The organism is Streptomyces sp. NPDC000348, assembly GCF_042898795.1.
In the GTDB taxonomy this organism is placed as follows: domain Bacteria; phylum Actinomycetota; class Actinomycetes; order Streptomycetales; family Streptomycetaceae; genus Streptomyces.
Genome location: NZ_JBIAZD010000012.1, coordinates 148,693 through 161,524, shown reverse-complemented (window position 1 = coordinate 161,524; position 12,832 = coordinate 148,693). Strand labels below are relative to the sequence as shown.

The 12,832-nt window shown below is 71.4% G+C and carries 10 protein-coding genes; 6 read left to right on the top strand and 4 right to left on the bottom strand.

The features are described 5' to 3' along the window. The first annotated feature begins 148 nt into the window (after positions 1–148). The 3 genes from ACFY3N_RS23860 (at position 149) to ACFY3N_RS23850 (ending at position 4,002) form a co-directional block, all read left to right on the top strand. Positions 149–1,030 (top strand): FadR/GntR family transcriptional regulator, encoded by an 882-nt coding sequence (locus ACFY3N_RS23860; RefSeq protein ID WP_390818726.1) that lies wholly within the window; start codon positions 149–151, stop codon positions 1,028–1,030. 427 nt (positions 1,031–1,457) lie between these two features. Beyond that, positions 1,458–2,981, top strand: coding sequence for an RNA polymerase sigma factor (locus ACFY3N_RS23855; protein WP_390818725.1), 1,524 nt, complete (start codon positions 1,458–1,460; stop codon positions 2,979–2,981). 154 nt (positions 2,982–3,135) lie between these two features. Next, complete coding sequence (locus ACFY3N_RS23850) at positions 3,136–4,002, top strand: S1 family peptidase (RefSeq protein ID WP_390818724.1); 867 nt, start codon at positions 3,136–3,138, stop codon at positions 4,000–4,002. A gap of 110 nt (positions 4,003–4,112) precedes the next feature. Here the strand turns inward: ACFY3N_RS23850 and ACFY3N_RS23845 are convergent, their stop codons facing one another. Beyond that, positions 4,113–4,343 (bottom strand): hypothetical protein, encoded by a 231-nt coding sequence (locus tag ACFY3N_RS23845; RefSeq protein ID WP_390818723.1) that lies wholly within the window; start codon positions 4,341–4,343, stop codon positions 4,113–4,115. A gap of 440 nt (positions 4,344–4,783) precedes the next feature. Here ACFY3N_RS23845 and ACFY3N_RS23840 point away from each other — a divergent pair, with 440 nt between their 5' ends. The 3 genes from ACFY3N_RS23840 to ACFY3N_RS23830 all read left to right on the top strand — a co-directional run bounded on the left by ACFY3N_RS23840 (position 4,784) and on the right by ACFY3N_RS23830 (position 9,043). Next, positions 4,784–6,907: a type IIA DNA topoisomerase subunit B gene (locus tag ACFY3N_RS23840; protein ID WP_390818722.1), complete on the top strand. Its 2,124-nt coding sequence runs from the start codon at positions 4,784–4,786 to the stop codon at positions 6,905–6,907. 97 nt (positions 6,908–7,004) lie between these two features. Then, a complete protein-coding gene (locus ACFY3N_RS23835) occupies positions 7,005–7,454 on the top strand; it encodes a DUF485 domain-containing protein (RefSeq protein WP_390818721.1) in 450 nt (149 codons plus the stop codon). Then, positions 7,451–9,043 (top strand): cation acetate symporter, encoded by a 1,593-nt coding sequence (locus ACFY3N_RS23830; RefSeq protein WP_390818720.1) that lies wholly within the window; start codon positions 7,451–7,453, stop codon positions 9,041–9,043. Before ACFY3N_RS23835 ends, ACFY3N_RS23830 begins: the two co-directional genes overlap by 4 nt. A 129-nt stretch (positions 9,044–9,172) precedes the next feature. Here the strand turns inward: ACFY3N_RS23830 and ACFY3N_RS23825 are convergent, their stop codons facing one another. The 3 genes from ACFY3N_RS23825 to ACFY3N_RS23815 form a co-directional block, all read right to left on the bottom strand. Further along, positions 9,173–9,853 carry a response regulator gene (locus tag ACFY3N_RS23825; protein ID WP_390818719.1) on the bottom strand — a complete coding sequence of 227 codons (681 nt, stop codon included), beginning with the start codon at positions 9,851–9,853 and terminating at the stop codon, positions 9,173–9,175. Continuing rightward, positions 9,850–11,523: an ATP-binding protein gene (locus ACFY3N_RS23820; protein WP_390818718.1), complete on the bottom strand. Its 1,674-nt coding sequence runs from the start codon at positions 11,521–11,523 to the stop codon at positions 9,850–9,852. The genes ACFY3N_RS23825 and ACFY3N_RS23820 overlap by 4 nt, the downstream gene beginning before the upstream one ends. Before the next feature lie 77 nt (positions 11,524–11,600). Beyond that, positions 11,601–12,545: a sucrase ferredoxin gene (locus ACFY3N_RS23815; RefSeq protein ID WP_390818717.1), complete on the bottom strand. Its 945-nt coding sequence runs from the start codon at positions 12,543–12,545 to the stop codon at positions 11,601–11,603. Positions 12,546–12,832 lie beyond the last annotated feature (287 nt).

Genomic DNA, 12,832 nt, shown 5'->3' with positions numbered 1-12,832 from the left:
ATGTCGGCCCGTCGCTGCTCACAACTCCCCGCAAAAAGCCCATTTCTTTCCGATAAGGCGTCAATTGCGACGAGGTGAGCGATCACCCTTTCGTGTGCTTTTCACCAAAGACCTCAAGGGAGTTGGAAGCGGAGCCGACAAAGGATGCGTGAGTACCCTTGCGCACACCATGATGACCGCCGCCCGCTCCGCAGACTCCGGCCTCGCGAGCCCGGGCGAACGCTACCCCTATGCCGAGGCGCCCGCCGTCGACCGCGTCGGGGCCCCCGCCTGGGACGGCGCGGATCCGGAGCTGGGTCGTGTGGGCCGGCGGGCCGCGGGCAGCCGCGGCCGCGGGCTGCACGGCCAACTCGTCCAGCAGTTGGGTCAGATGATCGTTTCCGGGGACCTGGGCGCCGACCGCCCGCTGGTGCCGGAGGAGATCGGCCAGCGCTTCGAGGTCTCCCGCACCGTCGTCCGCGAGTCGCTCCGCGTCCTGGAGGCCAAGGGCCTGGTCAGCGCCCGGCCGAACGTCGGCACGCGCGTGCGCCCCGTCAGCGACTGGAACCTCCTCGACCCGGACATCATCGAGTGGCGGGCCTTCGGGCCGCAGCGCGACGACCAGCGCCGCGAGCTCAGCGAGCTGCGCTGGACGATCGAGCCGCTCGCCGCCTGCCTGGCGGCCGGCCACGGGCGGGAGGACGTCCAGCAGCGGCTGACCGACATGGTCGAGATCATGGGCCACGCCATGGGGCAGGGAGACGCCTTGACCTTCGCCCGTGCCGACGCCGAGTTCCACTCCCTGCTCATCCAGATCGCCGGCAACCGGATGCTGGAGCACCTCTCCGGGATCGTGTCCGCCGCGCTGCAGGTCTCGGGCGGCCCGGTCACGGGCTGTGAGCGGCCGAACGAGGCGTCCCTGGCGCAGCACGGCCGGATCGTCGACGCCCTCGCCGACGGCGACGGCGCGGCGGCCGAGGCGGCCATGCGCCAACTGCTCACGGTCCACCCAGAGGTGGAACGCGTGGTGCCCGCCCCGCGCGAGCACTGACCGCGTTCCGCGGACGGCGCGGTCCGGCATGCCATCCCCCTCCTATGGCAGTGCCCCGCCGATGAGCCGTCCCCGTCGGACCCCGTGGGATCGTCGACGATCCCACGGGGTCCGACGCCCGGAACGGCGTGGCAGACTCGGAGAGGTGACCTCCTCGCCCCTGAGTGAACGCTTTCGTGATCATTTGAACGATTCCGTGCGCTTCTGGGGTGTGACTCGGGCCACGCGGATTGGACGTAACGCTCCTGGGAAGAACGCGATGACCTAAGAGGTGACAGCCGCGGAGGGAATACGGACGCCGTTCATGGCGCTGTGCATCCTCCCCGGTCCGCGCCCGCGCCGTCGGCCCATCCCCAAGCCGGTGGTCGGCTCCTGCCCCCCGTGGGCGGGGCCGGAAGCCGTTTTCCAACGTTCCGAGAGGTTGTTCGTGTCGGCCAGCACATCCCGTACGCTCCCGCCGGAGATCGCCGAGTCCGTCTCTGTCATGGCGCTCATTGAGCGGGGAAAGGCTGAGGGGCAGATCGCCGGCGACGACGTGCGTCGGGCCTTCGAAGCTGACCAGATTCCGGCCACTCAGTGGAAGAACGTACTGCGCAGCCTCAATCAGATCCTCGAGGAAGAGGGTGTGACGCTGATGGTCAGTGCCGCAGAGCCCAAGCGCACCCGCAAGAGCGTCGCAGCGAAGAGTCCCGCCAAGCGGACCGCCACCAAGACGGTCGCCGCCAAGACGGTGACCGCCCGGAAGGCCACCGCGACTCCGGCGGCGCCCGCCGCCGACCCCGCCGTCGAGGAGGAGGCACCCGCCAGGAAGGCGGCTGCCAAGAAGACGACCGCGAAGAAGGCGGCCGTCAAGAAGACCACGGCCAAGAAGGCGACCGCCAAGAAGGCCACGGCCAAGAAGGACGACGCCGAGCTGGGCGACGAGGAGGTCCTCGAGGACACCAAGGTCGCGGACGAGCCCGAGGGCGCCGAGAACGCCGGCTTCGTGCTCTCCGACGAGGACGAGGACGACGCGCCCGCCCAGCAGGTCGCCGCCGCCGGAGCCACCGCCGACCCGGTCAAGGACTACCTCAAGCAGATCGGCAAGGTCCCCCTGCTCAACGCCGAGCAGGAGGTCGAGCTCGCCAAGCGCATCGAGGCGGGCCTGTTCGCCGAGGACAAGCTGGCCAACTCCGACAAGCTGGCGCCCAAGCTCAAGCGCGAGCTGGAGATCATCGCCGAGGACGGCCGCCGCGCCAAGAACCACCTGCTGGAGGCCAACCTCCGTCTGGTGGTCTCCCTGGCCAAGCGTTACACCGGCCGCGGCATGCTCTTCCTGGACCTCATCCAGGAGGGCAACCTCGGTCTGATCCGCGCGGTGGAGAAGTTCGACTACACCAAGGGCTACAAGTTCTCCACGTATGCCACCTGGTGGATCCGCCAGGCGATCACCCGCGCGATGGCCGACCAGGCGCGCACCATCCGTATCCCGGTGCACATGGTCGAGGTCATCAACAAGCTCGCGCGCGTGCAGCGCCAGATGCTCCAGGACCTGGGCCGCGAGCCCACCCCGGAGGAGCTGGCCAAGGAGCTCGACATGACCCCGGAGAAGGTCATCGAGGTCCAGAAGTACGGCCGTGAGCCCATCTCCCTGCACACCCCGCTGGGCGAGGACGGGGACAGCGAGTTCGGTGACCTCATCGAGGACTCCGAGGCCGTCGTCCCGGCCGACGCCGTCAGCTTCACGCTGCTGCAGGAGCAGCTGCACTCCGTCCTGGACACCCTGTCCGAGCGCGAGGCGGGCGTCGTCTCCATGCGCTTCGGTCTCACCGACGGTCAGCCGAAGACCCTCGACGAGATCGGCAAGGTGTACGGCGTGACGCGTGAGCGCATCCGCCAGATCGAGTCCAAGACCATGTCGAAGCTGCGCCACCCGTCGCGCTCCCAGGTGCTGCGCGACTACCTCGACTAGGCCGGTCCGCCACGACGCACCGTCGTGCGCCACGTCCGCGAAGGCCCGGCTCCCGTCCTCGGGAGCCGGGCCTTCGCGCTGCCGCGCGGGTGCGGGCGCGGAGGGGGTCCCTCACTGTGGGTGTCTCAGGATCACCCCAGTGTGAGGAGCGTACATGCGACGTCGTCTTGCCCGGGCCCTGGCCCGGCCGCTGGCCCTCGCGGCCGCCGTGTCCGTCGTGCCGCTGGCCTCGGCCGTTCCGGCGGCCGCCGACAGCATCGTCGTCGGTGGCTTCCCCGTCGACGTCTCGGAGGGGCCGTGGACGGTGGCGCTGTCCAGCCGTGACCGGTTCGGAGGTACGCGAGCGGGGCAGTTCTGCGGGGGTGTGGCGGTCGGCCGGACCACCGTGCTCACCGCGGCCCACTGCATGGACGAGGAGGTACTGGGGGCGCCCTCGGAACGCGTGGGCGATCTCAGGGTGATCACGGGGCGTACGGAACTGCTCTCGGAGCGGGGCCGGGAGATCGCCGTACGTGACATCTGGGTAAACCCGGGCTATGACGGCGTCACCAACTCCGGCGACTACGCCGTGCTCAGTCTGGCCGAGCCGCTGCCCTCGAGCTCGGTGATAGCCATGGCCGGAGCCGGTGATCCCGCCTACCGGGCGGGCACCGCGGCCACCGTTTACGGGTGGGGGGACACCACGGGGTCCGGGGCCTACGCCGGCAGCCTGCACGCGGCACGTGTGCGGGTGCAGCCCGACGCGCTGTGCGAGAAGGCGTATCCGGGCGGTTCCGAGGGCACCTACCGCGCCGGGACGATGCTGTGCGCGGGAGAGGTGCGGGGCGGCCGGGACGCCTGTCAGGGGGACAGTGGAGGGCCGCTGGTGGCTCAGGGACGGCTGATAGGCCTCGTGTCCTGGGGGACGGGGTGCGGCCGGGCGGGCAGTCCGGGGGTGTACACGCGCGTCTCCGACATTCTGCGGACCCTCGGGTGGCCCGCAGGGCCGAGAACGGCCGACAGGTCACAGGCGGGCCGCTGAGCGGTCCCCGGCGGGTGCGGGCACGAGACGGGCGGCTGCCTCCTGGGTGGAGGCAGCCGCCCGCTCACCGGCCTGTGCCGGGCTGCTCGTCGTCGGATGCGAGGTGTCCGTCAGCGCTCTTCGTCGGGAGCGGTCACCGCAGGGGCGGTCAGCCGCTCCGTCTCGTCCTGTATCTCAGCGGCGATCTTCTTGAGTTCCGGCTCGAACTTGCGGCCGTGGTGGGCGCAGAAGAGCAGTTCTCCGCCGCTCAGCAGGACGACGCGCAGGTATGCCTGGGCGCCGCAGCGGTCGCAGCGATCGGCGGCCGTCAGCGGGCTCGCGGGGGTCAGAACAGTAGTCACGTCGCCTCTTCTCTAGCTCGACGAGCTGTCGTACCAGGGTCAACATCCAACCAGCCCCAAAACGTTCCCGCTCGTGGCTTTTCCTCGAAAAAATTTTCCGAGGTGGGTGGCTGTTGCCGGTTGGCGGCGAATGTGCCGTAGTGCGTGTCTGATGTGTCGTACGGATTCGCGTTCGTATCGGTGGTCGGTCCTCCCGGCTGGCTTGCCGGTTGTTCATGAGGACGTGCCCGGAGCCTAAATGGTTCATGCCTCGAAGGGAACGTGATGTGTGCTTCACTCCATCGAGGGATCGAACAGGCATGCGACCCTCGACTAGGGTGGGGGTGAGCGAGGGTGGCGTTACAACGGCTCTACCAGGCCTCGGTACCCTCTCACCGGTGACTGAAGCCGCGCCCTTACCCAAGAGGGCCGCATCTGAAATTCAGCGAGGAGCGAACCGCGTGACCGCCGAGACGTCCGTGCCGTCCACAGCGCTGCTGGCAGGAGCAGACCGGGACGGTTCCAACTACACCGCGCGGCACCTGCTCGTCCTCGAGGGGCTCGAGGCCGTGCGGAAGCGCCCCGGAATGTACATCGGGTCGACCGACAGCCGCGGTCTGATGCACTGCCTCTGGGAGATCATCGACAACTCCGTGGACGAGGCCCTCGGAGGCTACTGCGACCACATCGACGTGATCCTCCACGACGACGGCTCGGTGGAGGTCCGGGACAACGGCCGGGGCATCCCGGTCGACGTCGAGCCCAAGACCGGCCTCTCCGGCGTCGAGGTCGTCATGACCAAGCTGCACGCCGGCGGCAAGTTCGGCGGCGGCTCGTACGCCGCCTCCGGCGGTCTGCACGGCGTCGGCGCCTCCGTCGTCAACGCGCTGTCCGCGCGGCTGGACGTCGAGGTGGACCGCGGCGGGCACACCCATGCGATCAGCTTCCGGCGCGGTGTCCCCGGCGCCTTCGCCGCCCTGGGGCCGGACGCGAAGTTCGAGGCCGGGAGCGGGCTGCGCAGGGCCAAGAAGATCCCGAAGACCCGCAGCGGCACCCGCGTGCGCTACTGGGCCGACCGCCAGATCTTCCTCAAGGACGCCAAGCTCGCCCTGGACACCCTGCACCAGCGCGCCCGCCAGACCGCGTTCCTGGTCCCCGGCCTGACCATCGTCGTCCGTGACGAGTACGGGCTCGGCGAGGGCGGCAGCAAGGGCGAGGAGTCGTTCCGCTTCGACGGCGGCATCAGCGAGTTCTGCGAGTTCCTGGCCTCCGACCGGCCCGTCTGCGACACCCTCCGCTTCACCGGACAGGGCACCTTCAAGGAGACCGTCCCGGTCCTCGACGAGCACGGCCAGATGACGCCCACCGAGGTCACCCGCGAGCTCGGCGTCGATGTCGCGATGCGCTGGGGGACCGGTTACGACACCACGCTCAGGTCGTTCGTCAACATCATCGCCACCCCCAAGGGCGGCACCCACGTCGCCGGCTTCGAACAGGCCGTCGCCAAGACGATGAACGAGGTGCTGCGCGCCAAGAAGATGCTGCGTGTGGCCGAGGACGACATCGTCAAGGACGACGCCCTCGAGGGCCTCACCGCGGTGGTCACGGTCCGCCTGGCCGAGCCGCAGTTCGAGGGACAGACCAAGGAGGTCCTCGGCACCTCGGCGGCCCGCCGCATCGTGAACAACGTGATCTCCAGGGAACTCAAGGCGTTCCTGACCTCCACCAAGCGCGACGCCGCCCAGCAGGCCCGCGTCGTCATGGAGAAGGCCGTCGCCGCGGCCCGGACCCGCATCGCGGCCCGTCAGCACAAGGACGCGCAGCGTCGCAAGACGGCCCTGGAGTCCTCCTCGCTGCCCGCCAAGCTCGCCGACTGCCGCAGCGACGACGTCGACCGCAGCGAGCTGTTCATCGTCGAGGGGGACTCCGCGCTCGGCACGGCCAAGCTCGCCAGGAACTCCGAGTTCCAGGCGCTCCTGCCGATCCGCGGCAAGATCCTCAACGTCCAGAAGTCGTCCGTGACGGACATGCTGAAGAACGCCGAGTGCGGCGCGATCATCCAGGTCATAGGGGCGGGGTCGGGGCGGACCTTCGACATCGACACGGCCCGCTACGGCAAGATCATCATGATGACCGACGCCGATGTCGACGGCTCCCACATCCGCACCCTGCTGCTGACCCTGTTCCACCGCTACATGCGGCCCATGGTCGAGGCCGGCCGGGTGTTCGCCGCGGTGCCGCCGCTGCACCGCATCGAGCTGATCCAGCCCAAGAGGGGCCAGGACAAGTACGTCTACACGTACTCGGACCGGGAACTGCGCGACAAGCTCATGGAGTTCCAGAGCAAGAACATCCGCTACAAGGACTCGATCCAGCGCTACAAGGGCCTCGGCGAGATGGACGCCGACCAGCTGGCCGAGACCACCATGGACCCGCGGCACCGCACCCTGCGCCGGATCAACCTCACCGACCTGGAGGCCGCCGAGCAGGTCTTCGACCTCCTCATGGGCAACGACGTCGCCCCGCGCAAGGAGTTCATCTCCAGCTCCGCGGCGACCCTGGACCGCTCGCGCATCGACGCCTAGCGACTGCGCGGGGCGCACGCACGGCCCAGTCACCTGATGGAGTGAAGCAGAACGGGAAGAAGAGTCGGGGATCTTCCCGTTCTGTCCATCCTTGGGCATGCAGCGAAGCAACTCGGGGGACGTGAGGTACGACGATCCCTGGTACGACGCCCTCGCCTCGGGCTGGGGCGAGTCCGCCGCCCCGGCGGAGGCGGTGCCGCCCGCCCGCCGTGCGGACGGGGGCGACGTCTACCTCGAAGTACAGCGCAGCGCGGCCTTCCAGGAGGTGCGCAGCCGGTACCGGCGGTTCGTGGTGCCGGCGGTCGCCGCCTTCCTCACCTGGTACGTGGCGTACGTCGTGACCGCCACGACCGCGCCGGGACTGATGGCACGGCCCGTCGCGGGCGCCGTGAACCTGGGCATGCTCGCCGGCCTCGGCCAGTTCCTGACCACCTTCCTGCTCACCTGGGCCTACGTCCGTCATGCGCGGCTGCGCCGGGACCGGGTGGCGCTGGAACTGCGCTGGGACGCCCAGGAACTGGCGCGCGGGAGAGGCGGCGCGGCATGACGGGCGACCACCGGATCCCGGCGCTGCTGCTGTTCGGCGCGTTCGTCGCGGTGACCCTGGGCATCACGACCTGGGTGAGCCGCCACCGGCGGGGCTCCGCGGAGGAGTTCTACGCGGGCGGCCGGCTCTTCTCCCCGATGGAGAACGGTTTCGCCCTCGCGGGCGACTACATGTCGGCCGCGTCCTTCCTCGGCATCTCCGGACTCATCGCACTCGTCGGCTACGACGGGATGCTCTACTCGGTGGGCTTCCTGGTGGCCTGGCTGGTCGTCCTGTTCCTGGTCGCGGAACTGGTGCGCAACTGCGGCCGGTTCACGCTCGCCGACGTGGTGGCCGCGCGCATGCGGGAACGGCCGGTGCGGATCGCGGCGGGGACCTCGTCGGTCACCGTGTCCGTCCTGTACCTGGTGGCGCAGATGGTGGGCGCGGGCAGCCTGGTCGCGCTGCTGCTCGGCGGCACGGGCGAGGCGGCCCGGGCCTGGACCGTCGTCGGCGTCGGCGTGCTCATGGTGATCTATGTGTCGCTGGGAGGGATGCGGGCCACCACCTGGATCCAGATCGTCAAAGCGGTCCTGCTGCTCGGCGGCACCGTCGCGCTGACCGTCCTCGTCCTGCTGCGGTTCCACGGCGACTTCAACCGGCTGCTCCTCACCGCGGCCGAACGCAGCGGTCACGGAGAGGCGTTCCTGGCGCCCGGTCTCGCCTACGGCGCGGACTGGACCGCGCGGTTCGACTTCATCAGTCTGGGCCTCGCGCTGGTGCTGGGCACGGCGGGGCTGCCGCACATCCTGTCCCGCTTCTACACCGTCCCCACCGCGCGGGCGGCACGGCGGTCGGCGGTGTGGGCGATCGGGCTCATCGGCGGCTTCTACCTGATGACGATCGTGCTCGGCTTCGGCGCCGCCGCCCTCGTCGGCCCGGACGCCGTACGCGCCTCGAACGCGTCCGGGAACACGGCGGTGCCGCTGCTGGCGCTCGACCTGGGCGGCGGCGCCGGCTCCACCGGCGGAACGATCCTGTTCGCGATCGTCGCCGCGGTCGCCTTCGCCACGATCCTCGCCGTGGTCGCCGGGATCACACTGGCCTCCTCGGCGTCCGTCGCGCACGACCTGTACGCCTCCCTGCGGCGCCGGCGCGGGAAGCCGCGCGGCGAGGTGGCGGTGGCCCGGGTCGCAGCGGTCGGCGTCGGTCTGCTCGCGATCGGCCTCGGTCTGCTGGCCCGCGACCTCAACGTCGCGTTCCTGGTGGGCCTCGCCTTCGCCGTGGCCGCGTCCGCGAACCTGCCCGTGCTGCTGTACTCGCTGTTCTGGCGCGGCTTCACCACCCGCGGCGCCGTGTGGGCCGTGTACGGGGGTCTGGTCCCGGCCGTGGTGCTGGTGCTGCTCTCCCCCGTGGTGTCGGGCAGCCCCGCGTCCCTCTTCCCGGGCGCCGACTTCCAGCTCTTCCCGCTGCAGAACCCCGGTCTGGTCTCCATCCCGCTGGGCTTCCTCGCGGGCTGGCTCGGCACGCTCACCTCGCGCGAGGTCCCCGACGAGGCCAGGCACGCGGAGACCGAGGTGCGCTCACTGACCGGCGCGGGGGCGGTGTAGGGCGTCCGGCGCCGCCGTCCGAGAGGGGGAAGGGCGCGATTCCTCCCCCGCCCCCGCGGGCCGTGTGGAGTCTCCGCGCTTGAAGCGGATGACGGTCGCATTCCTCCCCCGCCCCCGCGGGCCGTGTCCTCAGGCGCGGGTCGCCCACGCGTATCGGTGTTCCGGGCGGCCCGCGTCGCCGTACTTCAGGGTCAGTGTGGCCCGCCCTGTGCGCTCCAGGAGCTTCAGGTAGCGCTGGGCGGTCTGGCGGCTCACCCCCGTGCGTTCGGCGATCTCCTGGGCCGACAGCGGACCGTCGGCGTTCATCAGGGACTGCCGTACGAGTTCGGCGGTGGTGGGGGAGTGCCCCTTGGGCAGCTGGGGCTCGGACGACGCCGACAACGCGCCGAAGATGCGGTCCACCTCCGCCTGCTCCGCCTCGCCACCGCCGTCGAGGGTGCGGCGCAGTTCCGCGTACGCCTCCAGTTTGGCGCGCAGCCCGGCGAAGGCGAACGGTTTCACCAGGTACTGCAGGGCGCCCTGGCGCATCGCCGCCTGCACCGTGGAGACGTCACGGGCCGCCGTCACCATGATCACGTCGGTCTGGTGCCCGCGCCGGCGCATCTCCTGCACCACCTCGAGCCCCGTCTCGTCGGGCAGGTAGTGGTCCAGGAGGACGAGATCCGGCCGGGGCAGTGCCTCCAGCCGGCCGAGCGCCTCGGCCGCGCTGTGCGCCTGACCGGCGACATGGAAGCCGGGCACCTTCTCGACGTACGCGGCGTTGACCCGCGCGACCCGGACGTCGTCGTCCACGACCAGGACCTCGATCATCGCGACTCCTCCTCGGCGGTCACCGGGACGGACGCCCCGGTGGGAGCGGGTTCCGCGCCCGGCTCGGTCAGGGCCTCGGGCAGGACGACGGTGAACTCCGCGCCCCCGCCGTGCGCCTCGCCCACATGCGCGCTGCCCCCCTGCCGCTCGGCGAGCCGGCGCACCAGCGGCAGCCCGATGCCCCGCTCGCGGTGGGCCGGCGGTTCCTTGGTGGACCAGCCCTCGGTGAAGATCAACTCGCGGTGCTCCGGCGGAATTCCGGGACCGGTGTCGCGCACCACGAGCACCGCCGTACGCCCCTCGGCACGCAGTTCGACCTCCACGCGCGCCTGCGGCGTGCCGGCGACGGCGTCCAGGGCGTTGTCCACCAGATTGCCGACGACGGTGACGAGCCCCCGGGGATCGATCAGCCGGTCCGGCAGCCGGGTCCCGTCCGTCACCCACAGCGCCACCCCGCGCTCGGCCGCGACCGTCGCCTTGCCCACCAGCAGCGCCGCGAGCAGCGGATCCCGGATCCTCTCGGTGACCTGCTCCGAGGTGGCCCGGTGATCGCCGACGACCTCGCCGACGAACTCCACCGCGTCGTCGTACATCTCGAGCTCCAGCAGCCCCAGCAGGGTGTGCATGCGGTTGGCGTGCTCGTGGTCCTGGGCACGCAGCGCGTCGATGAGGCCCCGCGTGGAGTCCAGCTCCCGGCCGAGCCGGTCCAGCTCCGTGCGGTCGCGCAGGGTGGCCACGGCGCCGCCGTCGTCCGTCGGCATCCGGTTGGCGACCAGCACCCGCCGGCCCCGGACGGTGAGCAGATCGGTGCCGATCACCCGTCCGGCCAGCACATCGGCGGTGCGTCCCGCGCCGAGCGCCAGGTCGGGGGAGCGGCCGACGGCCTCCTCGCCGATCCCCAGCAGACGCTGCGCCTCGTCGTTCAGCAGGCGGACACGGCCGGTGCGGTCCAGGGCGACGACGCCCTCCCGGATGCCGTGCAGCATCGCCTCGCGTTCCGCGAGCAGCGCCGCGATGTCCGAGAAGGCCAGGTCGCGGGTCTGTCGCTGCACCCGCCGGGAGATGAACCAGGCCGCGAGCGCGCCCACGGCCAGGGCGCCGCCGGCGTACGCGAACAGTCCCGGGATGGCGTGGATCAGCCGGGCCCGGACGCTGTCGTAGGCGATGCCGACCGAGACCGCCCCGACGATCTCGCCGTCGTCGTCCCGCAGCGGCACCTTGCCCCGCGCGGAGCGCCCCAGGGTGCCCTCGTCGATCTCCATGACGTCGTGCCCGGCCAGCGCCTCACCGGGGTCGGTCGACACCAGGCCGCCGATCCGCTCCGGATCGGTGTGCGACCAGCGCACGCCCCGCAGATCCAGCACCACGACGTACTCGGCGCCGGTGGCCCTCCGGATCCGTTCGGCCTCCCGCTGCACCGGCCCGTCCGGGGACGGTGCCGTCCCGCGCAGGTCCCGCGCCAGCTGCGGCTGCTGGGCGGTGGTCTGCGCGATCGCGAGCGCGCGGCGCATCGCCTGGTCGTCCAGCTGGTCGCCGAGCGGCGCGAGGAACAGCCCGGTGGCCAGCACCGCGACTCCCGCGGCGATCGCCAGCTGCATCAGCAGGACCTGCGAGAACACCCGCCGCGGCAGGCCGAGGCGCAGGCGGCGTGCGGGGGGAGTGGAGCTCATACCCATGACGGTACGTGGGTGGGCGCGGGGTGCCGCGGGGGTGTGGCGGGGATCTCCTGAGCCCGTGAAAGGGGTGATCAGCCCGCCAGCGCTGTCAGGGCCACTTCGCGGACGCCCACGACGTCCATCCGCGCGGGCGCGCCGAGCACCGACCCGCAGCTCTCCGGACGGGGCGGCAGTGACGCGCCCTGGGCGACCTCCACCAGCCACCGGCGCCCGTCCGTGTGGGCGACGGTCACCTCCCAGCGGGGCGCCGCGCCGTCCGTCCGCACGACGCTCAGGGCCTGCGCGGCGTACTCGCCCACCGCCTGCCGGACGGCCAGCTCGGCCGCCTGACCGGGCCGCCCCCAGGCGGAACACCCCCGGCACCCCTCGGCGACGATCCGGCCCTCCTCCACGCCGTGCAGCACCTCCTTGACGGTGTGCGCCTCGGCCCGCCCGTACGCGTAGCCGTACGGCAGACAGAGGACCGTGGGGGAGAAGCGGTGACCGCCCAGGTGGGTGACCTCCCAGACGCCCTCGACCCCGGAGGCGGTGAGTTCGGCCGCCAGGGGCCGCCCGAGGAGGGCGCAACAGCGGTCGCGCCTGCCGTTGGTGCAGACGAGGGCGAGGGGGCCGCCCTCGTGGGGCCGCCCGCCGAGCGCGGTCGCGAAGGAGGCCGGCTCGCCCCTGCCGAGCGCGGCGAAGTCGAGGCCGAGCAGGCGTTCGGGATCCGTGGTGTCGGCGGTGTGCAGCCACGCGTTTCCGGGAACGGTGTGGGCCGCGTACACCCGGCGCGTGGCGGGCACCCGGCGGTCCGCGTGCCGCCCGGGCCGCCGGATGAGGGCGATGCGCACCCCGCTGCCCTCCGCCGCGGCCTCCAGGGCGCGGCCCAGCGCGGGGTCGAGGTGGCTGGAGGTGAGCGCCTTGGCACCCCAGGGGCCGGACTGCTCCAGCAGCAGCCAGGTCCGCGCGGTGGCCGCGGTCCCCGCGACCGGCTCGTCGAGTTCGCGGGAGGCGTTCGAGCACGTGCTGCTACTCACGGAGGTAAGCCTAACCTGACTTTTTCCGAGTGGCTCGGCGGGTCGCCCGCGCGGCGCGGGCCGACCGCGTTCGCGGGCGGGCGTGACGTCGATGGCGACAATTGCCCTATACGAGGCCGATCATCGATTCTTCGCTTACTCGTCACTCTTCCGGAGGTTTCCTCGGAGCCCGAGTGTTTTCACTCCTCCGGGTGGTAGGAATGCCGCATGCGCTGCGTCCGTGAGGTGTGACCCGGCGGCGGTCGCCTGCGCGCCTCGCTCACCAGGGGCTCGGGTGTGGGGGAGAC